Origin of the sequence: Leifsonia sp. NPDC102414, assembly GCF_044765685.1 — a bacterium.
Classification (GTDB): domain Bacteria; phylum Actinomycetota; class Actinomycetes; order Actinomycetales; family Microbacteriaceae; genus Leifsonia.
The window spans coordinates 1,554,286-1,579,270 of sequence record NZ_JBIWKN010000001.1; the positions used below are offsets into that span (position 1 = coordinate 1,554,286).

Sequence of the window (24,985 nt, forward strand, 5' to 3'; positions counted from 1 at the left end):
CCTAGGCTGGGGAGCGTGACCGAGCACATCCCGTTGCTGAGCGACGAGCTGCTGGCGCGCATCCGCTCCCGCGCCGCCGGCTACGACGCCGAGAACGCCTTTTTCGCGGACGACTTCACCGAACTGGTCGAAGCCGGATATCTGAAAGCCCTGGTGCCGGCCGAGTTCGGTGGTGCGGGGCTCGGCCTCGAACAGGTCGCCCGCGAACAGGTGCGGCTCGCAGGAGCCGCCCCAGCGACCGCCCTCGCCGTGAACATGCACCTGGTCTGGACCGGCGTCGCCAAGGTCCTGCACGACCGTGGCGACGCCTCCCTCGACTTCCTGCTCCGCGAGGCCGGCGCAGGTGAGGTGTTCGCGTTCGGCCTGAGCGAGGCGGGCAACGACCTCGTGCTCTTCGGCTCGACGACGGATGCTCGCCCTCAGCCGGACGGCTCGTACCGCTTCCACGGCACCAAGATCTTCACCTCCCTCTCCCCCGCCTGGACCCGCCTCGGCACGATGGGCCTTGACACCACCAGCGCGGACGCACCAAAGATCGTCTACGGCTTCATCGAGCGCGACGGCGGCGGCTTCACCATCCGCGAGGACTGGGACACCATCGGGATGCGCGCCAGCCAGTCGAACACGACCGTGCTCGACGGCGCAGCCTCCCCCGCCGACCGCATCGTCCGCCGCCTCGACCCTGGCCCCAACCCCGACCCGCTTGTGTTCGCGATCTTCGCCAACTTCGAGATCCTGCTCGCCGCCGTCTACACCGGCATCGGCGCCCGCGCACTCGACCTCTCGGTCGCAGCAGCCCATCGCCGCACCAGCCTCAAGAACGACGGCCGCAGCTACGCCGGCGACCCCGACATCCGCTGGCGCATCGCCGACGCTGCCATCGCCCAGGACGCACTGCTTCCCCAGCTCGACGCCATCGCACGGGATGTGGACACGCTCGCCGACCACGGAGCCCATTGGTTCCCGAAGCTGGTCGGGATGAAGGTGCGCGCCACCGAGACGGCACGGCAGGTGGTCGACCAGGCCATCCGCGTCTCCGGCGGCTCCACGTACTTCGCCGGCAGCGAGCTCGGACGCCTCTACCGCGACGTGCTGGCCGGGATCTTCCATCCGTCCGACGACGAGTCGGCGCACTCCACCGTCGCGAACGCGTGGCTCGGCCCGGCGGAGGAACCCGCGAAAGGCACCGAATGAAGCAGCTCTCCGCCGACGACTTCTCCGAGCGCCTGAACCGCGGAGCGCGCAGCGCGGCCGCGGCGGGGTTCGACGGTCTGCTGATCGCACCCGGCCCCGACCTCGCATACTTCGCCGACTACCTCCCGATCGCCACCACCGAGCGCATCACCCTGCTGGTCGTCCCCGCGGACGGCGACCCCGTCATGATCGTGCCGATCCTGGAGCACGACAGCGCCGCCGCCTCGCGCGCGGCAGACGCGTTCCGCATCGTCGACTGGTCGGACGGAACGGACGAGTACGTCCCGACCGCCGCGCTCCTGAAGCCGGACGGCCGCTACGCCATCTCCGACGCCGCGTGGGCGATGCACCTGCTCGCGCTGCAGCAGAAGCTCCCGGATGCCCGGTTCGAGTCCATCTCGCACGCGCTGCCCATGCTCCGCGCCGTGAAGGGCGCTGACGAGGTGGACCGCCTCGCCGCAGCCGGCGCGGCAGCGGACGCGACCTTCGAGCAGATCCTCAGCGTGCGATTCGCGGGCCGCACGGAGAACGAGGTCGCCGCCGACCTCGCCAGGCTGCTGCGCGAACACGGTCACTCCGAGGTCGACTTCACCGTCGTGGGCAGCGGCCCGAACGGGGCCAACCCGCATCACGAGGCTGGCGACCGCACCATCGAGCACGGCGACATGGTCGTGCTCGACTTCGGCGGCATCATGGACGGCTACGGCTCCGACACCACCCGCACCGTGCACGTCGGAGGGCCGACGGACGAGGAGCGCACCGTGTTCGAGACGGTGAAGCGCGCCCAGCAGGCCGCGTTCGAGGCCGTCGCGGTCGGCGTCGCCTGCCAGGAGATCGACAGGGCGGCGCGGGCGGTGATCCAGGATGCGGGCTACGGCGCCTACTTCATCCACCGGGTCGGCCACGGCATCGGGATGACCACGCACGAGCCGCCGTACATGGTGGAAGGAGAGGAGCGCCCGATCGAGGACGGGATGTGCTTCTCGATCGAGCCCGGCATCTACCTGCCGGGCCGGTTCGGCGTGCGCATCGAGGACATCGTCGTCGCCACCGCCTCGGGAGCGAAGCGCCTCAACAACACCAGCCGCGAACTGCACATCGTCCAGTGACCTCCGCCACGCGCATCCTGAGCCCGTCCGATGCGGAGCGTCTGCTGGCGCTGCGCAGAATGAAGCTGATCGCGACCGGCCTGTTCGTGCTGATGGCGGTGATCTTCGTGGTCGCGTTCACCCTGCAGGGCAGGTTCCCGTGGCTCGGCTACGTGCGCGCGGCCGCCGAGGGCGGCATGGTGGGAGCGCTGGCGGACTGGTTCGCGGTGACGGCGCTGTTCCGGCATCCACTCGGGCTGCGCATCCCGCACACCGCGATCATCCCGAACCGCAAAGACGAGATCGGCGCGAGCCTTGGCGAGTTCGTGGAGACGAACTTCCTGTCGGACGAAGTGGTCGCCAGCAAGCTCGGCTCGATCGACATCGCCGGTGCACTCGGCGCGTGGGTGGGCAGGCCGGAGAACGCCAGGCGTGTGGTCGCCGAGGCGTCCACGGCGGTCCGCGGGCTGGCGACGATGCTCGACGACGAGACGATGCGCGACGCCATCGAGGCCGTGGTGCGCACCCACCTGGTCGAGCCGGAGTGGGCGCCGCCGATCGGCAGGCTCGGGGCGCGCATCCTGGACTCCGGCGGCCACCACGAGGCCGTCGATCTGCTGGTCGACCGGCTGGACGACTGGGTCGCCGCCAACCCGGAGGCGTTCGGCGCCCTGGTCTCCGCCCGGCTGCCGTCCTGGCTGCCGTCGTTCGTCGACCGGCTGGTGGACGACCGGGTGTACACCGAGGTCCGGCGCTTCCTCGCCGACGTGCGCTCCGACCCGCAGCACAAGCTGCGCGTCGCCATCGACGGCTACCTCGGCGAGCTGGTCGACCGTCTGCAGAACGACCAGGCCACCATCGCGAAGCTCGAAGCAGCCAAGCACCACGCGTTCGACGACCCGCGCGTGCGCGAGCTGACCGGCTCCGCCTGGCAGGCGGCGAAGACCGCGGCGGTGGATGCGCTGGCCGACCCGGAGAGCGAGCTGCGGAAGCGCGCGGAGGCGGCGCTGGCGGATGCGGGCGCGCGCCTCGCAGCCGACCGCGAGCTGGGCGCCAAGGTGAACGTGTGGATCACCGACGCGGCCGTGCACCTCGTCGCCACCTACCGGCACGACATCGCGAGCGTGATCGGGGACACGGTGACCGCGTGGGACCCGAAGGAGACCACGGAGAAGATCGAACTGCAGGTGGGAAAAGACCTGCAGTTCATCCGCATCAACGGCACCGTCGTCGGTTCGCTCGCCGGGCTGGCGATCTTCACGATCGCCACGGCCCTGCTCCCGCGCTGAGCGCGCGGGTCAGCGGGCGAGCGCGCGGCGGCGACGCCGCACGAGCGGGATGGCGGCCACCCGCCAGCCGACCAGGAACACGCCGAGCACGATCGTCGCGACGACGATGAAGCTCGGCTCGATGCCCTGCCCCACCGACGTGCGGATGAGCATCCCGAGCGCGACGGTCATCAGCCAGACCGGGATGCCCGGCCAGAGGATCGCGAGCGGACGCCGCCACGCGACGGTGACCAGCCACCCGGCGAGCAGCCCCACCAGGAACGGCCAGTACGTGTCGACGATCCCGGTGAAACTCGCCGACTCGCCGTGGCTGCGGCGGCCGATCAGCACGAAGACCAGCACGAGCGCAGCGTCGACGACGAACGCCAGCAGGGCAGTCCTCCAGGATTTCACGGGTAGATGCTACGCGCGCGCACCCGTGCGTTGGCTGGTAGCGGGCTGGTCGTCAGTAGACTGTCGACACCCTGACGCAGAGCCCTGGAGTCCCCCGTGCCGAACTTCGACTTCCTCGCCCAGCCATCGCTTCCTCGGCCAGACGTGACCGGCGACGACGCCACCGCGATCGCCGCGGAGCACTACGGTCTCACGGGCACGGTGACCGAGCTCGGCAGCCAGCAGGACCGCAACTTCCTGATCGACACGGGGACGGCCCGCTACGTCCTGAAGCTCGCCAATCCGGTGTTCTCCGCCGACGAGCTGCACGCCCAGAACGCGGCGATGGCGACGCTCGCGCGGTCGGGGGTGAGCATCCCCGAGGTGATGACGGCGACGGACGGCAGCGACCTCATCGCGGTCGACGTGCGAGGGGTCAGGCTGATCGTCCGGCTGCTGGGCTACCTCGACGGCGAACCGCTCACCGGCGTCGCAGATCCGTCCGCCGAGCAGCTGCGCACTCTCGGCACACTCGCAGGCACTGTGGCCGCCGGGCTGGCCGCGCTCCGGCACCAGGGGCTCGCGCGCACCACCCAGTGGGATGCGCGGATCGGCGGCGAGGTCGTCGACCTCCTCATCGACCACGTCGCCGACCCGGCCAAGCGCCGCGTGGTGCGCGAGACGGTGGATGCGGCGCTCGCCAGGCTGGCCCCGCTGCGCACGCGACTGCGGGTGCAGGCGGTGCACGGCGATGTGACGGACGACAACATCGTGCTTGGGACGGGCGGCGACGAGGCCGGCGGCGAGGCAGGCACTACGGCAGGCACCGGGGCCGGCGTGATCGACTTCGGCGACGTGGCATACGGCTGGCTGGTGGGTGAGCTGGCCGCGACGGTCGCCAGCGCGCTGCACCACGTCCCAGCGGCACCGTTGGCGGTGCTCGACGTCGTGGAGGCGTTCGCGGCCGTGTCGCCGCTCGACGACGCCGACATCGCCGCGCTCTGGCCGCTCGTCGTGCTGCGCGGGGCCGTCCTCGTGGTGAGCGGGGAGCAGCAGGTCGCCCTCGACGGCGACAACCGGTACGCGGACGAGAACCGCGCCCACGAGTGGCTCGCCTTCGACGTGGCACGACGCATCGACGCCGCCGAGTTCGAGGCGGTACTGCGGTGGCGGCTGGAGAACGCGGCAGCCGACGCCGCCTCACCCGTCGGCGGCGCTCCCACCACCGGCTCGCCCATCGTCGGGCTCCGCACAGCGGAGCACCACCTCGCCGACCTCTCCGTGACATCGCACGCCCTCGACGCCGGCCGCTGGCTCGATCCGGCCGCCGAGGCCGGCGTGCTCGCCGCCATCTGCCGGGAGCACGGGCACGCCGTCACCCGCTACGCGGAGCACCGTCTCACGCGGGCGTCCATCGACCGGCGCGCAGCCTCGGCCACCCGTGCGCTCTCGGTCACCATGGATGCACCGGGCGGCGTCGACGTGACCGCCCCGTTCTCCGGCGAGCTCGCCATCGTCGACGGCTCGTGGCGGCTGCGCGGCGACGACGTCGATCTGTGGCTCGACGGGCTGAGCCGTCCGCTCACCACCGCGCACGTCGCGCAGGGCGAGACGATCGGCGCGGCCGTCACCCTCACCGTGCAGCTCAGCCGCGTGCGCGGCCGACGGCCTCCGACGTTCGTGACCCCGAGCATCCCGCGGTCGGTGTGGGAGCAGGTCTCGCCTGACCCGTCCGCCCTGTTCGGCGCCGACCTCGCCGCTCCGGAGAGCGACGCGGCGCTCGCGCTCTCCCGGCGCGACGACACGTTCGCCGCCGTGCAGGAGCACTACTTCGCCGAGCCGCCGCTGATCGAGCGCGGCTGGCGGCACCACCTCGTCGACACCGCCGGGCAGACGTACATCGACATGGTGAACAACGTCACGGCGGTCGGGCACGCGCATCCGCGCCTCGTCTCCGCCGTGCGCGACCAGTGGGCGCTGCTCAACACGAACTCGCGGTTCCACTACGAGGAGCTCGCGCGCTTCACCGAGCGGCTGGCCGGGCTCGCCCCCGCGCCGCTCGACACCGTGTTCCTCGTCAACAGCGGAAGCGAGGCCGTCGACCTGGCGCTGCGGCTGGCGCAGACCCACACCGGCCGTCGCACGATCCTGGCGGTCACTGAGGCGTACCACGGCTGGACGGTCGGGGCGGATGCGGTGTCGTCGTCGATCGGCGACAACCCGCGTGCGCTGGAGACCCGTCCCGACTGGGTGAAGCTGGTGGCGTCGCCGAACACCTACCGTGGGCGCCACCGCGGCGCAGCCTCCGCGCCCCCGTACCTGGCCGACCTGGATGAGGACCTCGCCGCGCTCGACGCCTCCGGCCAGGCCGTCGCGGGGCTCATCGCGGAACCGGTCTTCGGGAACGCGGGTGGGGTCATGCTGCCGGACGGCTACCTGCGCGGCGCGTACCAGCGCATCCGGGATCGCGGCGGCGTCTGCATCGCCGACGAGGTGCAGGTGGGCTACGGCAGGCTCGGGCACTACTTCTGGGGCTCGGAGCAGCAGGGCGTCGTGCCGGACATCATCACCGTCGCCAAGGCGATGGGCAACGGGCACCCGCTCGGCGCCGTGATCACGACGAGGGCCATCGCCGACTCGTTCGCGGCGGAGGGCAGCTTCTTCTCGTCGGCGGGCGGCAGCCCCGTGAGCGCCACGGTCGGGCTGACGGTGCTCGACATCATGCGCGACGAGGAGCTGCAGCGGAACGCCGCAGAGGTCGGCGACCACCTCGCTGCCCGGCTGCGCGACCTCGGCCGGCGCCACGCACTGATCGGCGCGGTCCACGGGCTCGGACTGTACCTGGGCGTCGAGCTCGTGCGCGACAGGGAGACGCTGGCTCCTGCGACGGAGGAGGCCGCAGCGGTCTGCGACAGGATGCTCGCGGAGGGCTGTGTGGTGCAGCCGACGGGAGACCACAAGAACGTCCTCAAGATCAAGCCGCCGCTGTGCATCACACGGGAGAGCGCCGACCGGTTCGTGGAGGCGCTCGACCTGGTGCTGGCGACGCTCTGACGGCGGTCGCTCTACCGGGGTTCTGACGCTGAGACGTGTCGGCGGTGCGGCGTACGCTCGGCTCATGGCCGCCACTCCTTCCGTCTCGTTCACCGAAGCCGAACCGTTCCGCATCGCCGTGCCGGACGACGACATCGCCGATCTGCACGAGCGGCTTGACCGCACGCGCTATCCGGCGCAGACGCCCGCAGCGCCCTGGGCTGCCGGCGTCGACCTCCCGACCCTGCGCGCGCTGATGGACGAGTGGCGCGACCGCTACGACTGGCGAGCGGCAGAGGCGCGCCTGAACGCCGTGCCGCAGTACACCTCGGTGATCGGCGGCGACCTGGTGCACTTCGCCTACCTGCGCGGGCAGCGCAGGGCCGGCGCGGCAGACCCCATCCCGATCGTGCTGAGCCACGGCTGGCCGTACTCCTTCATCGAGATGCTGCCGCTGGCAGAACTGCTCAGCACGGACGACGGCTCCGGGCAGACGTTCGACGTGGTCGTGCCGTCGCTCCCCGGGTTCGGCTTCTCCGCGCCGATGGGAGTGCCGTTCACGTCGGATGCGGTCGCGGAGCGCTGGCACACGCTGATGACCGACGTGCTCGGCTACCAGCGCTACGCCACCTACGGAGAGGATGTCGGCACCTGGACCAGCGACCGCCTCGCTGCCCTGCACCCCGACGCGGTACTCGGCCTGTTCGCGACGCACGCGGCGTTCCCGCCGAAGGAGCGCGCCGCCGACCTGACCGACGACGAGCAGGCGTTCGTCGCGTGGCTCGACAGCAAGTGGGCGAGGGCGAGCGCATACTCTGCCCAGCAGTCGACGCGCCCGGACACCCTCGCTGTGGGCCTCACCGACTCCCCGGCCGGCCTCGCCGCCTGGCTGCTGGAGAAGTTCCGCGAGTGGAGCGGCTCCGACGACGTGCACACCTGGTGGACCACGGACGAGCTCCTCACCACCATCGCGCTCTACTGGTTCACCGGTTCGATCGGCACGTCGTTCCGCGCGTACTACGACGACGCGCAGGAGCCGCCGATGCCGCGCATCCACGTGCCCGTCGGCGTCTCGATCCAGTACGGCGAACGCGGGTTCCCGCGCAGCTACGCCGAGCGCACGTACACCGACATCCGGTTCTGGAACGACCTGCCGACGGGCGGCCACTTCACCGCCAAGCAGACCCCTGACCTCGTCGCCTCGGACATGCGCGCGTTCTTCGAGATCGTGCGCGCCACCGCCTGAGCGGGCCGGCCTGCTGCCTGCTGCCGGCTGCCAGCTGCCGGCTGTGTCTGGTCCCGTCCCGCCTACCGTAGAGCGCGAGCAGCGGCGGCGGCCAGGGTGGATGCGACGGCGGCGAGGGTCGATGACTGCAGCGACCACTGGTGCCAGAACAACGGCACGTCGACAGGATCGGCGTCGTCGAGCACCACGAGGTCGCCTGCGGCGAGCTGCGCGACGGTCTGCAGGTCGGGCAGCATCCCCCAGCCGAGGCCGAGCTCCGCCGCCCGCACGAACTCGCTCGATGCCGGCACGTAGTGACGCGGTGGATGCGCACCAGGCGCGTGCGCGGCGAGGTAGCGGTCCTGCAGGGCGTCCTTCCTGTCGAACACCAGCATCGGCGCCTCGGCCATCGCCTCCGGCGTCCAGCCGTCCGGCAGCCGGCGGGCCACGAACGCCGGACTCGCGGCCGCACGGTACCGCATCGCGCCCAGCCGGGTGACGGTGCAGCCCTGCACCGGCTCACGGTCGGAGCTGATCGCCGCCATCGCCGTGCCGTCCCGCAGCCGGTCGAGGGTGTGCTCCTGGTCGTCGAGCACGATGTCGAACGCGATGTCGCCGAGTTCGGCGATGGCGGGCAGCACCCAGGTCGCCAGCGAGTCGGCGTTGACCACCAGCGGGATGCGCGGCACAGGCCCCGTCTCGTCGCCTCCGAGCGCATCCACCGCTTCGCTCTCCAGCAGCGCGACCTGTCTGGCGAGCGTGAGCAGGACGCGGCCGGCCTCGGTCGGCTCGATCGGCTTGCTGCGGCGGACGAGGACACGCCCGACCTGCGATTCGAGGGAACGCATCCGCTGGCTGACCGCGGACGGCGTGATGTGCAGCGCGGACGCGGCGCGGTCGAACGTGCCGTGGTCGACGACCGCGGCCAGCGTGCGAAGCTGATCGGTGCTGGCATCCATCAACAGCAATGCTAATGGAACATAAGAATCATGAGCTTCCCTACACACGCGCCGATGCCTAGTCTCGAACTGTGACCCCCGCCTCCGCCTTCGCCGTCTACCTGACCGGCCTCGGCGCCGGAGCCTCCCTGATCATCGCAATCGGCGCGCAGAATGCCTACGTGCTGCGGCAGGGGCTGCGGCGCGAGCACGTCCTCCCGATCGTGCTGATCTGCGTGGCGAGCGACGCGGTCCTGATCGCGGCGGGGGTCGCGGGAATCGGCGCGATCATTCGCTCAGCGCCCGTCGCCCTGGAGATCATCCGCTGGGCAGGCTTCGCATTCCTGCTGCTCTACGCGCTGTTCGCCGCCCGCCGCGCCCTCCGGCCGGAACGCCTCGACGCCGGCACCGGAGCCGCTGCGACCTCGCTGCTGACCGCGGTCGGCACCTGCCTCGCCCTCACCTGGCTCAACCCGCACGTCTACCTGGACACCGTGCTGCTGCTCGGCTCGCTCAGCGCCTCCCACGGCGACCCCGGCCGCTGGGTGTTCGGCGCCGGCGCGGTGACCGCCAGCATCCTCTGGTTCGGGATGCTCGGCTTCGGCGCCCGCTACCTCGCCCCGGTCTTCGCGCGGCCGGTGGCGTGGCGCATCCTGGACGGCTGCATCGCTGTGCTGATGCTGGTGCTTGCGGTGCTGCTGGTCGTGTGAGCGCCGAGGCAACACGGCACGGCACGAACGAAACGGGCCGCACTTCCTAGGAAGTGCGGCCCGTGGTTGTGGAGCTAAGGAGATTCGAACTCCTGACCTCTTCGATGCGAACGAAGCGCGCTACCAACTGCGCCATAGCCCCGTGAACTGCTCCAAAACCATATCACCCCTGCGGGGTCGAAATCGAATCGGGGCTAGCTTGCGGCGCGTCGCCTGCGAAGAACGGCGTCGAGGTCGATCGCGTTGCTGTCGAGGTCGCCGACGAGGCCCATCGCCGCGTACCGGCTGGGCTCCTGCGCCGGCGCAACGGCGACGGGCGCCGACGGCGCGGGAGCGGTGTGCACCGCCGCGGCAGCTGGCACAGCCGGCGCTGTCGCGACCGGCCGCAGCGGCATCGGAGCCGGGATGCGCTCCGCCGCCTTACGCTCAACCTCGGCCAGGGCGGCCGAGCGGCGCAGCGCGGTGGCCGCATCCATCGACGCCATCGCCGTCGCAGCGATGGTGCCGCGGGACAGGTGCAGCGGCTTGGGCAGCGGACGCGGAGTCCAGCTCTCCTGACGGGGGCGGCTGACCTGCTGGACGTCGTGCTGCGCGTCGTCGTAGAGCGCGGGCGCGATGGGCGCGGCGAGCGGCACGACGGTCGACACGGCGGCCGTGCGCTCCGCGCCGGCAAGGCGGACGAGCATCCCGATGGCCAGCACTCCGACGACGGAGGAGACGGCGAGCGTGAGCCACGCCCCAGTGGCGACCAGGGAGACCGTGCCGATCACTCCCCCGACCACCGCGGCGACGAGGACGAGTGTGCTCAGCCCCCGCGAGCGGCGCAACCGGCGGCGGCGCTGGGGCGAGAGCTTCGGGATCGCGGTCGCTGCCGCGAGGACACGGGCGCGCTGGGCGGCTGCTGCGCGAGCGGCGCGTTCGAGCGCGATGGCGTCTGCGGCGGCGGCCTCCGCCTCCTCTGCGACGCGGCGCTCCTCTTCCGCGATTGCCTGCTCGCGGCGAGCGTGCGCCGCGGCGGCAGCGCGAGCCTCCGCCAGCTTCTTCTGCTCCGCACGCTTCAGGATGCGCTGCTGCTCGGCCACGGTGCGGGCCGTCGCCTCCATGCGCACCTGCTCCGGCACCTCGCTCGTCTCGGCCAGGATGCGCAGCGTCTGCTGCAGCCTCACCGCGTTGCGTTCGGTCGCCAGATACTCGCGCCTGCGCAGCCACACCGGGATGAGATAGGCCAGCCACAGCGCAGCGGCGATGGCAACGACCACCCCACCGCCCATCACGTCCCCTGTCATGCCTCTACGGTAGGGGGCGGCGTGTCCCGTGGCCCGGCAGCGCGCCGGGTGTGTTCGCGATGGAGAGTTCTCTCAGCCCGGATGCAGCCGCGGCTCAGCGGGTCGGCGTCCCGCCGCTCGCCGCTCGCGGCTTGCGGCGGGCCGTCAGCGCTGTCGTGCGATCGGGATGGGGATCGCCGCAGCCGCCCTGTCCTCGGCGGGGATGGTCGCCGCATCCCCTGGAGCGTTGCCGTCGAGCCACCGGCGGAGGACGCCCTGGGTCAGCTCCTCTGTCACCAGCCCGAAGCAGAAGTGGTCGCGCCAGTCGCCGTTGATGTGGATGTACCTGCGACGCAGCCCCTCGTAGCGGAAGCCGAGCTTCTCGACCACGCGCAGGCTCGGGCCGTTCTCCGGCCGGATGCAGATCTCCATCCTGTGCAGCCCGAGCTGGTAGAAGCAGTAGTCCGTGGCGAGGGCGACGGCTGTCGGCGTGATGTTGCGCCCGGCGAACTCCTCGGACACCCAGTAGCCGATGGTCGCACTCGACAGCGAGCCGTAGGTGATCGACGACACGTTGAGCTGCCCGGCGAGCTGCCCGTCGTACTCGACGACGAACGGCAGGCCGTGCCCCGCCCGCGCATTCGCCAGCAGCGAGCGGATGCTCGACCGGGTGTCGAACGATGTCGGGGCATACGGGCTGGTCGCCTCCCACTGGCGCAGCCAGCTGCGGTTTTCGAGCAGGGAACGCTCCAGACCGCGGGCGTCGCGGAGGCGAATGGGCCTGAGCCCCACCTTGCCCTCGCTGAGTGACGGTACGACGATCGCCACGGACCTCTCCTTCGTGGTGCGGCTAGTTGGCCGGGTCGGCGACGGTTTCGACGGGTTCGGCCGGCTCGGCCGGCATCTCCGGCAGCACCTCGTCCGGCTCGTCCTCGAGCCCGGCGGCGAACTCGCGGAGCCAGGGGCGCAGGTCGGGGCCGAGGTCCTCGCGGTCGGACGCGAGCTGCACGATCGCCTTGATGTAGTCGAGACGGTCACCGGTGTCGTAGCGGCGGCCGCGGAAGACGACGCCGTACACGCCGCCCGTCCAGTCCGGAGCCTGCGCCATCGACTGCAGCGCATCCGTGAGCTGGATCTCGCCGCCCTTGCCAGGCTCGGTCTTCTCCAGCACGTCGAAGACCTCCGGACGCAGCACGTAGCGGCCGATGATCGCGTAGTTCGACGGCGCGTGCTCGCGGTCGGGCTTCTCGACGAGTCCGGTGATGCGGACGACGTCGTCGTCCTCCGTCTCCTCGACGGCTGCTGCGCCGTAGAGGTGGATCTGGCTGGGGTCGACCTCGAGAAGGGCGACGACAGTGGTGTTCCGCTCCTGCTGCACCTCGAGCATCCTGGACAGCAGCTCGTCGCGCGAGTCGATGATGTCGTCGCCGAGGAGCACGGCGAACGGTTCGCGGCCGACGTGCATCTTCGCCCGCAGCACGGCGTGGCCGAGACCCTTGGGGTCACCCTGGCGCACGTAGTGCATGTCCGCGAGAGCGGTGGAGTAGTTGACCTTCTCGAGCCGGTCGGTGTCGCCCTTCCTGGTGAGCGTCTCCTCCAATTCGGCGTTGCGGTCGAAGTGGTTCTCCAGCGCGTTCTTGTTGCGGCCGGTGATCATGAGGACATCGTGGAGTCCGGCGTCCACGGCCTCTTCCACCACGTATTGGATGGCCGGCTTGTCGACGACGGGGAGCATCTCCTTCGGCATGGCCTTGGTGGCGGGAAGGAAGCGGGTGCCGAGGCCCGCAGCTGGGATGACTGCTTTAGTGACGTGCGTTGCCATCTGCTCAGGGTATCGGCAATTCCGGACACCCCCGGATGCAATCTCCTAGGATTGGCTTATGGATTCGGATACTGCCGCCCATCGCAAGCGCGCTCTGCGCGCCGAACTCCGCGAACGACGACAGAACCTCACCAGCACCGAGCGTGCTGCGGCGACGGCGGGCATCACCCGCAACCTCATCGACCTCGCCACCGATCTGTCCGCGCGCTCCGTCGCCTGCTACCTGTCCACGCCGATCGAGCCGGACACGCGACCGTTCCTCAACTGGATGCACGCCCAGGGCATCCGCGTGCTCCTCCCGATCTCCCGCGAGGACGGCCTGCTCGACTGGACGACCGGCGACGGCGAGACGGAGACCGAGGGCCTGTTCGGCATGCCGGAGGCGGTCGGCGAGCTGCTCGGCCCCATCGCGATCAACGATGTCGACCTCATCGTCATCCCCGCCGCCGCCGTCGACGCCTCCGGGATGCGGATGGGCTGGGGCAGAGGCTATTTCGACAAGACCCTCGGCAGCATGGAAAAATGTCCCCCGGTGTACGCTGTGCTGTTCGATGCCGAACTCGTCGACGACGTCCCGCGCGAACGACACGATCAACCGGTCGACGGTGCGGTCACCCCGACCAGGATCGTGCAATTCTCATGACGGCTGCACCGGGCGAACCCGCCCGACACCCCGACCTTTCCGGAGCCTGACACAATGCCCACCTATTCGTACTCGTGCCGCGACTGCGGGACCGCCTTCGACATCCAGCAGGCGTTCACCGACGACGCGCTCACCGTCTGCCCCACCTGCGGCGGCAGCCTGCGCAAGGTGTTCGGCACGGTCGGCGTGACGTTCAACGGGTCCGGCTTCTACCGCACGGACTCGCGCGGGACGAAGTCGTCCAGCACGGGATCAGGCTCGTCGTCGGGCTCCGGGTCCTCCGGTTCCGGTTCCTCGTCGTCCGGCTCCTCGTCGTCCGGTTCCTCGTCGTCCGGCTCCTCATCGTCCGGCTCCTCATCGTCCGGCTCAGGATCGTCCAGCGCGCCCGCCGCATCCACGTCGTCGTCCAGCTAGTTCCACCGAACCCTGCCCAACAGACCGAAAGGACCGGCCATGCTCAAAGGATTCAAGGAGTTCATCCTCCGCGGGAACGTGATCGATCTGGCCGTGGCCGTCGTCATCGGCGCTGCGTTCACCGCTGTGGTGAACTCGATCGTCAACAACGTGTTCAACCCGCTCATCGGCGCGATCTTCAGCGCCGACAGCCTGGAGAACTCCATGACGCTGGTGATCGGCGACGCCCACATCAAGTTCGGCGCTGTCGTCGGGGCGATCATCCAGTTCCTGATCGTGGCGGTCGTCGTCTACTTCGTCTTCGTCTACCCGATCAACCTCGCGAAGAACCGCGCGCAGAAGCTCCGCAACCAGGGCGTCGTGGAGCCGGATGCGCCGATCACCGAGCTCGATCTGCTCACCGAGATCCGCGACCTGCTGCAGACGCAGGCCGCTCCGCCGTCAGCGGCCGGCAAGCACGCGGAGTAGCGCTCACTCCGTCTCCGCCGGCGCTCACCAGTGCGGCGGGACGTCCTGCCGCAGCCGTTCGTCGTTGCTGTCCGACCCGCCGTTCCAGGCCCGGTCGGTGTCCTCGGCGGCTCGCTGCGGCGCCGGCGCGCCCTGACCGCTCTGCGGTGCGGGGTCGGTCCCCGGCGCCGCGCCCACCTGCACGCGCCGATGCTTCCGCCTGCTCGTCTCGCTCACCCTTCCAGGGTACCGTCGCGGTCAGAGCGACAGGTGAAACCGGATGGCGTCGTCGAGCTGGTGGCCGACCCACGCGGGAGCCCTGCCGATGATGCGCTGGATGCGCTCCGCTGAGATGGCCGTGATCTGGTCCGCCTGCGCCTTCGACGGCACGGCGAGGCCCATGTCCGCGAGCGCATCCTGGTCGTCGATCAGCACCTGCGAATCGGGATGCACGTAGCCGACGCTCGCTGTGACGGGCACGACCACGATCGCACCCTTGTGCGCCCGCGTCACCGCGGCATTCACGCCTGCGTTGCTCACCACGATGCACGGCCGGGTCTTCGCGGCCTCCCCCGCGCGCGCAGGATCGAGCTCGACGAGGAGCACGTCTCCTCGACGCATCAGCGCAGGCCGTCTGGTGTCGTCGCGTCCCAGAGCTTCTTATCGTCCGAGCCGTCCCACTCGTCGAACATGCGCAGATACTCGTCCTCCGCCTGGAGCTCACGGAAGACGCGCACCATGTCGTGGATCACCGCGGAGCGGTTGCCGCCCCTGTCGTGCGCGACCGCGTCGATGATGGCGAGGTCGGCGTCAGAGACACTGATGCTGAGCTTGGCGGTCATACCGTGATGCTACCCCGGTGCGACTGCCCTACCCTTGCTGCACCGGCAGCGCGATCGGCGCCGTCTGCGTGTCCGGCTCGTGGATGCCGATGAGGCGGGCGATGCGGCCGGCGACCGCGTCGGGGTCGGCGAACAGCTCGAAGCTGTGCACGCGGAGATAGTGCCAGCCGAGGCGTCGGAGGACGTCGGGACGCAGGCGCAGCGACTCGCGGAGGCTGCCCTTGTTGACGTCGTCGTCCGTCTCGACGGCGACCGCACGTCCAGCGTGGGAGGCGACAAGGGCGAGCTTGCCCCGGTAGCCGAGCTGCACATCCAGACCGCGCCTGGTGAGGCGCTTGGCGAGGTCGAGGACCATCGGGTCGGCGTCGTGGCTGAGGTACTGGGCCGTGGCCGCCTGGATCTGGTCGGCCTCACCGAGGACCTGGGCGAGCGCGGCCATGCCGTGACGCATCCTGGTGTCGTCGATGTCCTCCGGCTTGAAGCAGGAGACGATGTCCATGCCGCGGCGGGCGCGGGTCATGCCGACGGCGAGCAGGCGCTCCCCTCCCGGCTCGGCGAGCGCTCCGAAGTTGGAGAGCAGACGGCCGTGCGGGGTGCGGCCGTAGCCGATCGAGAAGATGACGCGGTCGCGGCTCTGCGCCACCGACTGCTCCAGCGTGACGACCGTGAACGGCTCGGCGTTGTCCTTCAGGATGAAGTCGGCCAGCTCCGTGCGCTTGGCGAAGGCGGCGAGCACGGCCTGGTTCACCCGCACCGCGTGCCGCTCGCTGGCCGTGATGACCATGAGGGATTCGCGGGGACGCTCCGTCGCGTGCTCGAGCACCAGCTCGACCACCTTCGACACCTCGGCGTCCGTGCTCTCCACCGCTCCGGTGTCGCTGTCCGGCATCCCCTGGCCGCCGGTGACATAGTTGAGCGTGAGGCTGCCGTGACCGAGGTACGTTCCCGCCCAGGGCAGCGAGTCGATCATCCCGCCGTAGAAGCGGCGGTTGACCAGGTCGGCGAGGTCTTCTCCACCGGCGCGGTAGCTGCGGGTGAGCGTGTAGACCGGAAGCAGCTCGGAGAGCTCGGCCAGGGCGGAGCCCGCGTGGGCGGCATCCACATCCACCTGATCGACGGTCGTGCCGTACTCGTGCGCTCCGATGTCGAACGGCGACGGAGTCTGCGTGACGGGATCGCCGAACGCCACGATCTGGCGGGCACGACGGATGACCGGGACGTTCTCCGACAGCATGGATGCTCCGGCGTCCACCAGCAGCACGGCGTCGAACGCCACGTCCTGGCTGATCGACGTCACCTCGTACGGCGACACCAGCCACACCGGAGCCAGCGGGCGCGCCAGGTGCGGCGCGACCTCGTTGAGGGTCGCCGCCGTGGTCCTGTCGCTCTTCAGCAGCTTCTTGAGGGCCGCAGCCTCGTCCGGCCAGTCGACGATGCCGATCTTCCAGGTCTCGGCGAGCATCCAGGCGAGCTGCTGGCCGGTGGCGGAGGCGTGCGCCTCGTCCACGAGCCGGAAGTCGGCTTCCAGCCGGTCGAGCACGCCGGTGTTGCCGTTGAGCAGGGCGCGGTCGGAGGCGAGCAGCGACTCCAGTACGGACTGCCACCAGGCGAGCTCCAGCTCGGCGGAGACCTGCGTCTCCGGCACGTGCCGCTGGGACAGGTCGGAGAGCAGCGGGTCCAGCTTGCGCTCGCGCAGCTCGGTGAGCAGCGCCGTGCGCTCCTGCAGGTTGGCCAGCACCTCCGACTCGGCGGCGAGGCCGGCGATCTGCCGGGTGAGCTCGTCGATCGGCAGCACGGACAGCGAGAACGGCGTCCCGGTGCGGCGCAGCGGGATGTCGAGGCGTGCCAGGTCTTCCGCGACGCGCTGGTACGCGACCTGCACGTCCGCGATGCCGACGGGCACCTCCGGCACCACCCCTGCCGCGGCGAACCGCTGCCACAGGATGCGCTGCTGCTGGATGCGCCGCAGGCTCTCGTTGAGATCGGTCACGTGCACCCCTGGGCGCACGTACTCCAGCGCCAGCTTGCGCAGGCGGCGGCGGTTCGCGCCGGACATCGACGGGGATTCGCGTCGCGTCGCCGTCGCGGCGATGAGCTCGGCGATCGACCGGTCGTAGACGGCCGGCTGGAACTTGTCGAGCGTCTCGCGCACGTCGAGCAGGAGGCGCAGGTAGACGCCGAGCTCCGCGATGGACTCGAACGGCCGCATCCTGGTCTGGCCGATCAGGCTTTTCGCCCGCTCGATGAGCCGCGGCAGTTCGGATCGGTTGAGCTTCTTCGCCAGCTCGTGCGCGGCGTTGCCCTCCGCAGTGGTGCCGAACGATGCGCCGTACCAGGGCGAGTCGTTCGGGCCGTAGCGGAATTCGCCGAGCCTGGCCGCGCGGATGAGCGCGTCGGCGGCGGACGGCCTGTCGTTCGCCAGCAGCTCGATGGATGCGCGGTCCAGCCTGGCGGTCGTCGACGGAGGGGTGGGCAGCAGCGACAGGCGGGACAGCTCGCCGAGCGCATCCAGCACGGAGACCTTGAGCACAGGGTCGCGGCGGGTGAGCGCCGCGCGGTAGTCGAGCAGCACCTTGCGCAGGCGCACCAGCGCCTCGTCGACGTCGGTGACCTTCGGCTGGGTGGCCTTCTCGTTGCGGCCGATCGACTGGATCACGTCGCGGCGCAGCGAACGCGGCGTCACGGCGAGGCCGGGCAGGCCGACCTGGGTGAGCCGGTGGGTGATGTCCTCGATGCTCGACCGGCGCGGGGTCACGACCAGCACGCGCTTGTGCTGGGCGACAAGTGCGCCGATGGCGTTGACGATGGTCTGCGTGCCACCGGTGCCCGGCAGCGTCTTGACGACGATGGAGTTGCCTGCCGCGATCTGGGCGACGACGTTCTCCTGCTCCTCGTCCGCATCCAGCAGTAGGGTGTCGGTGGCGGGCGGGCGCTCGTCCTGGCGGACGGGCTGCACGGGGTTGAAGGCGCTCTCCACGGTGCGGCGCGCCGTCGGGTTGCCTGCCAGGGCATCCAGCACGACCGTGTCGAGATCCTCCGCCTCTGCGCGCATCGCGGTGGCGACGTCGGCGAACGACGAGACGACGAGCCGCGGCTGCACGTTGAACCAGGGCAGGTGCGAGGTGAGGCCGCGCAGCCGGTCGATCACCGGCTGCGGCTTGAACACGCCGTTGGTGAGGGCGAGCGCGACGAACGCGTCGGCGTCGAGCGTGATCTGGAACTGCTCGGCGAGTGCGCGGGCCAGCTCAGGGTTCAGGTACGGCTGGCCTTTGAGCTTCAGCTCGAAGTCGCGGCCGTAGCGGCGGATCGCGAGCGGGCGGAGCAGGATCGGCGCCGTGTACTCCTCGCCGCCGTGCCGCCACTGGGCGAGCCCGATCGCCAGGTGCACGGACTCGATGCCGCGCACAGAGCGCAGCTCGATGCCCTTCGCGGTGATCGCGTTTGCCGCGGCGCGCGCCGTGCGCAGGGCGAGCTCGTCGCGGATCAGGCTCGACAGCAGCGTCGACTGGCCCGTGATGAACTGCGGGAGCCCTCCCGGATGCGTCGAGCTCAGCTCGATACGGGTCCGCGGGCTGTCCTCGAAGTGCAGCAGAGGGGATGCACCGCCGAGAGCTGCGATCTCCTCCCGCCACCTGTGCCACACGGGCTCGGCGATGTTGCCGGCCACGAGCGCAGGGTCACCGAGGCTGATCGCGTGCGGTGACGTGGTGTTCTGCGGGTTGAGGGCGTCATCGTCCGGAATGTCCGACATCATGTCGTCATCCTCGTTCTTCCTGTCCAGTCGCCACACACGGCCACCCTACGGGCTGAATCCAGTATTCCCCTTGCAATACGGGCGAGTTTCGCGCTAAAGGGCACTGTCCAGGCTACCCCGCGCTGCGACGGCCCCTCTCCCCGAGCAACAGGAGGCCGAGCATCCCGCAGGCGACGTAGACGAGCGCCTGCCCGTTGAGGATGGCGACGACGTCGAACCGTTCCGCGAGGAAACCGGCCACGAGCAGCCCCGCACCCTGTGCGGCACCGCCGAACGTGGTGACGGACGCGAAGACGCGGCCGAGCGCATCCGGCGGGGTGACGCGCTGCACGATCGTGATCATGCCGGTGGTGGTCGCCACCGCTGGGATGCCGACCGCGATGAACAGCCCGACGTACACGCCGACCGCCGTCGTCACCGGATACAGGTTCCAGGTGACGAGCGAGATCGCGCCGAACACGAGATAGCCGACGCCGACGAGCGTGCGCGGTGCGAACCGGCGCAGCAGCACGCCGCTGAGGAGGCCGCCGAGCACTCCGCCGATCGCCTGTACCCCGCGCAGCAGCCCGACCTCCGTGCCGTTCGCGCCGAGCTGGTCGGACACATAGACGATGAAGAGGACGAGGAAGATGCCCTGCGCGAACTGGCCGAGCGTGGTGATCGCGGTCACGGCGCCGAGGGGGCGCACTCTGCGGATGGTGCTGAGCCCGTCGAGCCACTGCCGGAGGAAGTGCACCCGAGGGAGCGGCGCGTCGCGTTCCTCTTCCTGCTCCGTCCGCCCGGCCCGCCCCGCGGATGCGCGGGGGCGGCTGAGCGCCACGAGCCCGGCGCTCACCAGGTAGCTCACCGCATCCACCACCACGACGCCAGGCAGCCCGACCAGCACGAACGCGAGCCCGCCGAGCGGCGAGCCGATGAGGCGCGCGAGATTGTCGCTGACCGCCATCAGCGCGTTGCCCTGGCCGAGCTGGTCCTCGTCGACCAGGCGGGGCACGAGCGCCTGCTTGGCCGGGTTGACGATCGCGCCGAGGCAGGCTTCGAGCGCTGCGACGACGTAGACGATCCACATCCGGTCGGCCGACGCCGCCAGCAGAGGCAGCAGCAGCGCACCCTGCAGCAGGTTCGCGACGATCATCGTCCTGCGGTGGTCCCAGCGGTCGACCAGGACGCCGAGGAAGCTGCCGAGAACGAGCATGGGCACCAGCTCGGCGAGGAAGACCGTGGATGCGCCGAGGGCGCTGCCCGTGACGGCGAACGCGAACAGCGGAAGCGCGATCATCAGCAGCCAGTCGCCGGTGTCGGAGATGAAGCTGCTCGCCCAGACCAGGGCGAAGTCGCGGCGGAACAGCGGCGAGCGCTTCCGCTCCCCCGCGGGGGCGGGGGTCGGCCTGGTGTCTGTCACGATGTCCTCGCATCCGGGTGGCGGTAGGCGTTGAGGTGCAGCGCGACGACCTCACTGCCCTCCGGGGCGTCCTTGCGGGTGAGGCCGATGTACGGGCGGATGAGTGCATCCAGTCGGTCGCCGAGGTCGCGGAGCTCGTCCGGCGTCATGCGCAGGGCGTAGCCGGAGAGCCGCATGGCGTCTTTCCAGTCGGCGGGGAGCGCGTCGCGGCCGGCGACCGCCCGGTGGGTGAGGGCGGCCTCGTCGTCGATCTGCTTCTCGACCAGCACGCGCTCGACGGTGTCCGCGCCGAGCGCGACGGCGGGGTCGTCCGTGCCGCCGAACTGCAGGCCGGTCGCGGTGGAGCGCCACGGCCGCTCGCGCCCGTCCTCCGGGTCGACGGACTCGACCAGTCCGTAGCGCGCGAGCGAGCGCAGGTGGTAGCTGCAGTTGGAGGCGGTGGAACCGACGACCTCCGCGCACTGGCTGGCGGTCTGAGTGCCGAAGGCCATGAGGTGGTTGAGCAGGGCGAGCCGCAGGGGATGTGCGAGGGCGCGGAGTGCGCGGGCGTCGGTGACCTGCCGCCTGTTCTCGGGTCTGCTCGATGTGAAAGACATGTTTCACATTGTCGGCGCACTCGTCTTTCACGTCAAGGTGCACCTCACGTTGCTCGTCGGACTGGGAATGGTTGACCGGGCGACGTGTTGTTGTAGAGGGTTAACTAGACGCACAGAGCTGGAGAACGATGTCGAGCACCACCACCGCCAGTATCGGATTCCGATCAGAGCGCGGTCCCATCCTGATCGCCTTGATGCTGACCACCGGTCTGGTCGCCATCGACTCGACCATCCTGGCCACCGCCGTCCCGTCGATCGTGGCCGACCTCGGCGGCTTCGCGCAGTTCCCCTGGCTGTTCTCCGTCTACCTGCTGGCGCAAGCGGTGTCCGTACCGCTCTACGCCAAGCTGTCCGACACCATCGGACGCAAGCCGATCGTCCTGATCGGCATCGCGCTGTTCCTGGTCGGCTCCGTGCTCTGCGGGTTCGCCTGGAGCATGCCGGCCCTCATCGCCTTCCGCGCCGTGCAGGGCCTCGGCGCCGGCGCCATCCAGCCGATGGCCGTCACCATCGCCGGTGACATCTACACGGTCGCCGAGCGCGCCAAGGCGCAGGGCTACCTGGCGAGCGTGTGGGCGATCTCCTCCGTCGTCGGTCCGACCCTCGGCGGCCTGTTCTCCGAGTTCACCTCGTGGAGGTGGATCTTCTTCGTCAACGTGCCCCTGTGCATCCTGGCCGGGTGGATGCTGATGCGCACCTTCCACGAGAAGATCGAGCGCCGCAAGCACCGCATCGACTACGCCGGCTCGATCCTGCTCACCTCCGGCATGACGCTGCTCATTCTCGCCGTGCTCGAGGGTGGGACGGGCTGGGCGTGGAACTCGGTGTGGAGCATCGGCTCGTTCGTGCTCGGCGGCCTCATCCTGGTGGCGTTCGTGCTGGTGGAGCGCCGCGCTTCGGAGCCGGTGCTGCCGCTCTGGGTGTTCTCTCGTCGCCTGCTCGTGACGACCACGCTCGTCTCTCTGGGCGTCGGCGCGATCCTGATCGGCCTCACCTCGTACGTGCCGACCTATCTCGAAGGGACCGTGCACGTCACGCCGCTGATCTCCGGGCTCGCGGTGGCGGCGCTCACCATCGGCTGGCCGATCGCGGCCTCCCAGTCCGGCCGGTTCTACCTGCGCATCGGCTTCCGCAACACCGCGCTGCTCGGCTCAGGCATCGCGCTCGTCGGGGCGATCACGCTGGCGGCGACCTCCGTGCATCCGAGTGTCGCGTTCGTCGCGATCAGCTGCTTCATCGTCGGCCTCGGGATGGGACTGATCGCCACGCCGACGCTGATCGCCGCCCAGTCCAGCGTCGACTGGAACGAGCGAGGCGTCGTGACGGGCACCAACATGTTCGCGCGCTCGATCGGCAGCGCTGTCGGCGTCGCCGTGTTCGGGGCCATCGCCAACTCGATCATCAGCGGGTCCAGCGGTGGCGAGCACGACCCCGGCACGGTGCAGGCAGCAGCGACGGCCGTGTTCGTCTCGGTGGCAGTGGTGTCGGCGCTCACCATCGCGGCGGGTGCGTCGATGCCGCGCTCGCGCGTGGAGGACGTGGCGTTCACGCCGGCGACGTGACGATGGTGGTGTGAGGGCGGCGGCCTGAGAGGACCGTCAGAGATAAGGCTCGCAAACCGCCCGCATCCACCGGTGGCGCTCAGGATTCGCTTCCTAGGGTGGAACGCGGGGGCATGAGCACGCACCGATCGCGTGCACACACCGACCGTGCACGGGGGCGCGTCACGACCCGAGGAGCGTATGCCCACCGCAACCCAGCCAGGCAGGGGTGAGCGCGGCCGTCACCGCGCGGAAGCCACCCGGACGGATGCGCCTCCCCGCCCCGCGGTGCGCCACCGTCACGCCGCGTCGCCGTCCAGGACCAGCGCGCTGGCGGCGTCCGCCGCATCCATCGCCCTCGTCGGCACGGCTCTCATCGCCATGCCGACGAACTCCGCGATCGCGGCCGAGGCGGCGCCCGTGGTGCTGGTCGCCGCCGCGGAGCAGCACCTGCAGTCGCTGACGGTCGGCGCGACGTCGGCATCCTCCTCGGACAGCCGCCGCGACAGGGACGACCCCGTCGCCGGAGCCATCGCAGGCGTCATCAGCGCGCAAGGAGGCGCGGCGGGCCAGCAGGCGGCGACCGCGATCACCGCAGCACTCTCGGCCTCCGGTCCCCGGCAGCAGATCGTGGCGACCGCTCTCACCTACCTCGGCGACCCGTACGTGCTCGACGGAACCAGTCACGACGGCATCGACTGCTCCGGCCTGGTCCTCGAGGCATATGCGTCAGCCGGCATCCAGCTCGGGCACCTCGTGCACCTCCAGGACGACGCGGGCACGCGCATCAGCGAGGCCGACGCGCAGCCGGGCGACCTGGTCGTCTTCGACGACGAGGAGCACATCGGCCTCTACCTGGGCGGAGGCGTCCTCATCCAGGCGCCGGACGTCGGGCGGCCCGTGGAGATCACCACCGTGTGGCAGGGCGTGCCGCACCACTTCACGCGGCTGCTGCCGTAGCTGTTTCCTGCCGCGGCGGCCCGCGACGTGCGCAGTAGGCGGCCAGGCGTCGTCGAGCGCCGACCATTGCCGTCGAGTCCGCTTACCTACTCGCAGCCGACCCCGTTACCGTCGCGGTCGAGGTCGTAGATGTCGGAACCGACCACTTGCACAGGACCCTGAACATACGCGGGGCCATTGCCGCTCCCGCCCGCGCAGTCGACATCGCTCGCGATCGGAACGCACGCGCCCGTGTAGTTCGGGTCGCATCCACCCGCCGCGGGAGGGGCAGCAGGAGGTGCAGCCGGAGCCGGAGGCGCCGGGGGTGCAGGCTGGCGACTCCCCACGCTCGTCACCTGGTCCACCGGCGCTGTCGCCACCCTCTCAGAGACCAGCGTTCGCTCGGTCTCGACACCGTCGCGCAGGGTGACCCGGAACGTGCTCGTCTTCACTCCGTTCTGCCCGGTGACGGTTACTGCGGTGGTTCCAACATCGCTGTTCGGATCGTCGACCGTCGACACCTGGAAGGGGATCGGCTCGTCGACCGTGACGGTCTTCGTCTCGATCAGCACGGTCGGAGTCGGCGTCGACGATGTCGGAGCGGCACTCGCCTCCGCTGCAGACGTCACCGGCGCGGCTTGCGGCGCGTGCGGCGCAGCCGCGTTCGCGATCGCGGTCGTCCCCACCACCAGGACGAATGCCGAACCTGCGACGATCCACGTCGTCCTCGCGCGCATCCAGGCAGGCTTTTGAGTCTTTGTCATCTTTGCTCCCTCGCAGTGAGTATGAGGGAGCGCGCCCGAGCGGGCAACAGCCCAGAACAGGGCGCAAACGCTACGGCTTGCGCGCCAGCATCACGAACTCGTTGTACGGGAACGCCTTGCCCGCCGCGCGCGGGAACGGGAACGAGTACTGACGGATCGGGGTCAGCCCGAGCTTCACGCTCAGGGCGCGCAAACCGTCGAAGTCGACGAACGTGACGTGCGTCGAGTCGCTGGCGTATCCGCGCTCCTGGGGCGTGATGAACGCCACCTGGCCGCCGGAACGGATGTACGGCAGATAGCTCTGGATGAGCTCGACGGCGAAATCGGGGTCGAGGTGCTCGACCACGTGGGCGACGAGGGCGGCGTCGAACGCGCCGGGCACCGCGTACTCGGTGTGCGGGAACTCCTCGCTCGTGAACGCCGTGAGGCCTCGGGCGCGGGCGGTGGCGATCGACTCCGGGTTGTGGTCGACGCCGACCCCGTTGTTACCGAGGTGCGCGAGGTTGCGGCCCAGACCGCATCCGATGTCCAGCACCCTGCCGAGGTGCATGTGCCGGATGTTGTACCGGTACGGCGCCTGGACGTTGAGCGTCCTCCTCCACCAGGAGTTGTCGAGCCTGCGCAGGCGCTCGGCGTATTCGAGGCCGGCCGTTCCGCTGCCGGAGCCTCCCGGCTCTTCAGCTTTCGCAGCCGTCACAGTCGCTCAC

At 70.3% G+C, this 24,985-nt stretch carries 25 protein-coding genes and 1 tRNA gene; 12 read left to right on the forward strand and 14 right to left on the reverse strand.

Annotation, left to right across the window (positions count from 1 at the left end; translation table 11 throughout):
- Window positions 1–15 precede the first annotated feature (15 nt).
- Genes ACIRCZ_RS07400 through ACIRCZ_RS07410 form a run of 3 tightly spaced genes read left to right on the forward strand, consistent with a single transcriptional unit; the run spans window position 16 to window position 3,571 of the window.
- On the forward strand, window positions 16–1,194 hold the full coding sequence (locus ACIRCZ_RS07400) for an acyl-CoA dehydrogenase family protein (protein ID WP_402851214.1): 1,179 nt from the start codon (window positions 16–18) through the stop codon (window positions 1,192–1,194).
- Complete coding sequence (locus tag ACIRCZ_RS07405) at window positions 1,191–2,303, forward strand: M24 family metallopeptidase (protein WP_402851217.1); 1,113 nt, start codon at window positions 1,191–1,193, stop codon at window positions 2,301–2,303. The genes ACIRCZ_RS07400 and ACIRCZ_RS07405 overlap by 4 nt, the downstream gene beginning before the upstream one ends.
- Window positions 2,300–3,571: a DUF445 domain-containing protein gene (locus ACIRCZ_RS07410; protein ID WP_402851220.1), complete on the forward strand. Its 1,272-nt coding sequence runs from the start codon at window positions 2,300–2,302 to the stop codon at window positions 3,569–3,571. Before ACIRCZ_RS07405 ends, ACIRCZ_RS07410 begins: the two co-directional genes overlap by 4 nt.
- 9 nt (window positions 3,572–3,580) lie before the next feature.
- On the opposite strand, the gene ACIRCZ_RS07415 is transcribed toward ACIRCZ_RS07410, so the two are convergent.
- A complete protein-coding gene (locus ACIRCZ_RS07415; protein ID WP_402851223.1) occupies window positions 3,581–3,964 on the reverse strand; it encodes a DUF3054 domain-containing protein in 384 nt (127 codons plus the stop codon).
- 96 nt (window positions 3,965–4,060) lie between these two features.
- On the opposite strand from ACIRCZ_RS07415, the gene ACIRCZ_RS07420 reads away from it, so the two are divergent.
- On the forward strand, window positions 4,061–6,997 hold the full coding sequence (locus ACIRCZ_RS07420; RefSeq protein ID WP_402851226.1) for an aminotransferase: 2,937 nt from the start codon (window positions 4,061–4,063) through the stop codon (window positions 6,995–6,997).
- Window positions 6,998–7,061: 64 nt separating this feature from the next.
- Complete coding sequence (locus tag ACIRCZ_RS07425) at window positions 7,062–8,222, forward strand: epoxide hydrolase family protein (RefSeq protein WP_402851229.1); 1,161 nt, start codon at window positions 7,062–7,064, stop codon at window positions 8,220–8,222.
- A gap of 62 nt (window positions 8,223–8,284) precedes the next feature.
- On the opposite strand, the gene ACIRCZ_RS07430 is transcribed toward ACIRCZ_RS07425, so the two are convergent.
- Window positions 8,285–9,160, reverse strand: coding sequence for a LysR family transcriptional regulator ArgP (locus ACIRCZ_RS07430; RefSeq protein ID WP_402851232.1), 876 nt, complete (start codon window positions 9,158–9,160; stop codon window positions 8,285–8,287).
- A 71-nt stretch (window positions 9,161–9,231) separates the two neighbouring features.
- On the opposite strand from ACIRCZ_RS07430, the gene ACIRCZ_RS07435 reads away from it, so the two are divergent.
- Window positions 9,232–9,849, forward strand: coding sequence for a LysE/ArgO family amino acid transporter (locus tag ACIRCZ_RS07435; RefSeq protein ID WP_055895331.1), 618 nt, complete (start codon window positions 9,232–9,234; stop codon window positions 9,847–9,849).
- Window positions 9,850–9,918: 69 nt separating this feature from the next.
- Here the strand turns inward: ACIRCZ_RS07435 and ACIRCZ_RS07440 are convergent.
- From ACIRCZ_RS07440 to galU, 4 genes are all read right to left on the reverse strand, one after another.
- Window positions 9,919–9,991 (reverse strand) — tRNA-Ala (locus tag ACIRCZ_RS07440).
- A 52-nt stretch (window positions 9,992–10,043) separates the two neighbouring features.
- The gene (locus tag ACIRCZ_RS07445; protein WP_055895328.1) at window positions 10,044–11,135 is read right to left on the reverse strand and encodes a hypothetical protein; all 1,092 of its coding nucleotides are present in this window, start codon (window positions 11,133–11,135) and stop codon (window positions 10,044–10,046) included.
- A gap of 144 nt (window positions 11,136–11,279) precedes the next feature.
- Window positions 11,280–11,942 carry a GNAT family N-acetyltransferase gene (locus tag ACIRCZ_RS07450; RefSeq protein WP_055895326.1) on the reverse strand — a complete coding sequence of 221 codons (663 nt, stop codon included), beginning with the start codon at window positions 11,940–11,942 and terminating at the stop codon, window positions 11,280–11,282.
- 22 nt (window positions 11,943–11,964) lie between these two features.
- A complete protein-coding gene (gene galU / locus ACIRCZ_RS07455) occupies window positions 11,965–12,936 on the reverse strand; it encodes a UTP--glucose-1-phosphate uridylyltransferase GalU (protein WP_055895325.1) in 972 nt (323 codons plus the stop codon).
- A gap of 58 nt (window positions 12,937–12,994) precedes the next feature.
- On the opposite strand from galU, the gene ACIRCZ_RS07460 reads away from it, so the two are divergent.
- Genes ACIRCZ_RS07460 through mscL form a run of 3 tightly spaced genes read left to right on the forward strand, consistent with a single transcriptional unit; the run spans window position 12,995 to window position 14,461 of the window.
- Complete coding sequence (locus ACIRCZ_RS07460; protein ID WP_055895323.1) at window positions 12,995–13,579, forward strand: 5-formyltetrahydrofolate cyclo-ligase; 585 nt, start codon at window positions 12,995–12,997, stop codon at window positions 13,577–13,579.
- A gap of 54 nt (window positions 13,580–13,633) precedes the next feature.
- Window positions 13,634–13,993, forward strand: a complete 360-nt coding sequence (locus tag ACIRCZ_RS07465) for an FmdB family zinc ribbon protein (RefSeq protein WP_082581422.1) — start codon at window positions 13,634–13,636, stop codon at window positions 13,991–13,993.
- Window positions 13,994–14,032: 39 nt separating this feature from the next.
- On the forward strand, window positions 14,033–14,461 hold the full coding sequence (mscL, locus tag ACIRCZ_RS07470; protein WP_055895319.1) for a large conductance mechanosensitive channel protein MscL: 429 nt from the start codon (window positions 14,033–14,035) through the stop codon (window positions 14,459–14,461).
- A gap of 24 nt (window positions 14,462–14,485) precedes the next feature.
- Here mscL and ACIRCZ_RS07475 read toward each other — a convergent pair whose 3' ends face one another.
- The 6 genes from ACIRCZ_RS07475 to ACIRCZ_RS07500 form a co-directional block, all read right to left on the reverse strand.
- A complete protein-coding gene (locus tag ACIRCZ_RS07475) occupies window positions 14,486–14,677 on the reverse strand; it encodes a hypothetical protein (RefSeq protein ID WP_157480367.1) in 192 nt (63 codons plus the stop codon).
- A gap of 21 nt (window positions 14,678–14,698) precedes the next feature.
- A complete protein-coding gene (locus tag ACIRCZ_RS07480; protein ID WP_402851242.1) occupies window positions 14,699–15,046 on the reverse strand; it encodes a type II toxin-antitoxin system PemK/MazF family toxin in 348 nt (115 codons plus the stop codon).
- A gap of 14 nt (window positions 15,047–15,060) precedes the next feature.
- The gene (locus ACIRCZ_RS07485) at window positions 15,061–15,282 is read right to left on the reverse strand and encodes an antitoxin (RefSeq protein WP_402851245.1); all 222 of its coding nucleotides are present in this window, start codon (window positions 15,280–15,282) and stop codon (window positions 15,061–15,063) included.
- Between the two features lie 28 nt (window positions 15,283–15,310).
- A complete protein-coding gene (locus tag ACIRCZ_RS07490; protein WP_402851248.1) occupies window positions 15,311–19,036 on the reverse strand; it encodes an AAA family ATPase in 3,726 nt (1,241 codons plus the stop codon).
- Window positions 19,037–19,148: 112 nt separating this feature from the next.
- The gene (locus tag ACIRCZ_RS07495) at window positions 19,149–20,438 is read right to left on the reverse strand and encodes an MFS transporter (RefSeq protein ID WP_402851251.1); all 1,290 of its coding nucleotides are present in this window, start codon (window positions 20,436–20,438) and stop codon (window positions 19,149–19,151) included.
- Entirely contained in the window at window positions 20,435–21,034 is a 600-nt protein-coding gene (locus ACIRCZ_RS07500) for an ArsR/SmtB family transcription factor (protein ID WP_402851254.1), read from the reverse strand. Before ACIRCZ_RS07500 ends, ACIRCZ_RS07495 begins: the two co-directional genes overlap by 4 nt.
- A 128-nt stretch (window positions 21,035–21,162) precedes the next feature.
- On the opposite strand from ACIRCZ_RS07500, the gene ACIRCZ_RS07505 reads away from it, so the two are divergent.
- Window positions 21,163–22,596: an MDR family MFS transporter gene (locus ACIRCZ_RS07505; RefSeq protein WP_402851257.1), complete on the forward strand. Its 1,434-nt coding sequence runs from the start codon at window positions 21,163–21,165 to the stop codon at window positions 22,594–22,596.
- A 180-nt stretch (window positions 22,597–22,776) separates the two neighbouring features.
- Entirely contained in the window at window positions 22,777–23,535 is a 759-nt protein-coding gene (locus ACIRCZ_RS07510) for a C40 family peptidase (protein ID WP_402851260.1), read from the forward strand.
- Between the two features lie 86 nt (window positions 23,536–23,621).
- On the opposite strand, the gene ACIRCZ_RS07515 is transcribed toward ACIRCZ_RS07510, so the two are convergent.
- Window positions 23,622–24,035 carry a G5 domain-containing protein gene (locus tag ACIRCZ_RS07515; protein WP_402851698.1) on the reverse strand — a complete coding sequence of 138 codons (414 nt, stop codon included), beginning with the start codon at window positions 24,033–24,035 and terminating at the stop codon, window positions 23,622–23,624.
- Here ACIRCZ_RS07515 and ACIRCZ_RS07520 point away from each other — a divergent pair.
- The gene (locus ACIRCZ_RS07520; RefSeq protein ID WP_402851713.1) at window positions 23,941–24,267 is read left to right on the forward strand and encodes a hypothetical protein; all 327 of its coding nucleotides are present in this window, start codon (window positions 23,941–23,943) and stop codon (window positions 24,265–24,267) included. The genes ACIRCZ_RS07515 and ACIRCZ_RS07520 overlap by 95 nt on opposite strands.
- Before the next feature lie 81 nt (window positions 24,268–24,348).
- On the opposite strand, the gene ACIRCZ_RS07525 is transcribed toward ACIRCZ_RS07520, so the two are convergent.
- Entirely contained in the window at window positions 24,349–24,975 is a 627-nt protein-coding gene (locus ACIRCZ_RS07525; protein ID WP_402851263.1) for a class I SAM-dependent methyltransferase, read from the reverse strand.
- Window positions 24,976–24,985: the final 10 nt, after the last annotated feature.

Bases quoted from the DNA above. Each gene is read 5' to 3' on its own strand.
- ACIRCZ_RS07430 (WP_402851232.1), bottom strand. From the start codon at position 9,160: ATGGATGCCAGCACCGATCAGCTTCGCACGCTGGCCGCGGTCGTCGAC.
- ACIRCZ_RS07405 (WP_402851217.1), top strand. From the start codon at position 1,191: ATGAAGCAGCTCTCCGCCGACGACTTCTCCGAGCGCCTGAACCGCGGA.
- mscL (WP_055895319.1), top strand. From the start codon at position 14,033: ATGCTCAAAGGATTCAAGGAGTTCATCCTCCGCGGGAACGTGATCGAT.
- ACIRCZ_RS07445 (WP_055895328.1), bottom strand. From the start codon at position 11,135: ATGACAGGGGACGTGATGGGCGGTGGGGTGGTCGTTGCCATCGCCGCT.
- ACIRCZ_RS07510 (WP_402851260.1), top strand. From the start codon at position 22,777: ATGCCCACCGCAACCCAGCCAGGCAGGGGTGAGCGCGGCCGTCACCGC.
- ACIRCZ_RS07460 (WP_055895323.1), top strand. From the start codon at position 12,995: ATGGATTCGGATACTGCCGCCCATCGCAAGCGCGCTCTGCGCGCCGAA.
- ACIRCZ_RS07485 (WP_402851245.1), bottom strand. From the start codon at position 15,282: ATGACCGCCAAGCTCAGCATCAGTGTCTCTGACGCCGACCTCGCCATC.
- ACIRCZ_RS07505 (WP_402851257.1), top strand. From the start codon at position 21,163: ATGTCGAGCACCACCACCGCCAGTATCGGATTCCGATCAGAGCGCGGT.
- ACIRCZ_RS07500 (WP_402851254.1), bottom strand. From the start codon at position 21,034: ATGTCTTTCACATCGAGCAGACCCGAGAACAGGCGGCAGGTCACCGAC.
- ACIRCZ_RS07490 (WP_402851248.1), bottom strand. From the start codon at position 19,036: ATGATGTCGGACATTCCGGACGATGACGCCCTCAACCCGCAGAACACC.
- galU (WP_055895325.1), bottom strand. From the start codon at position 12,936: ATGGCAACGCACGTCACTAAAGCAGTCATCCCAGCTGCGGGCCTCGGC.
- ACIRCZ_RS07465 (WP_082581422.1), top strand. From the start codon at position 13,634: ATGCCCACCTATTCGTACTCGTGCCGCGACTGCGGGACCGCCTTCGAC.
- ACIRCZ_RS07425 (WP_402851229.1), top strand. From the start codon at position 7,062: ATGGCCGCCACTCCTTCCGTCTCGTTCACCGAAGCCGAACCGTTCCGC.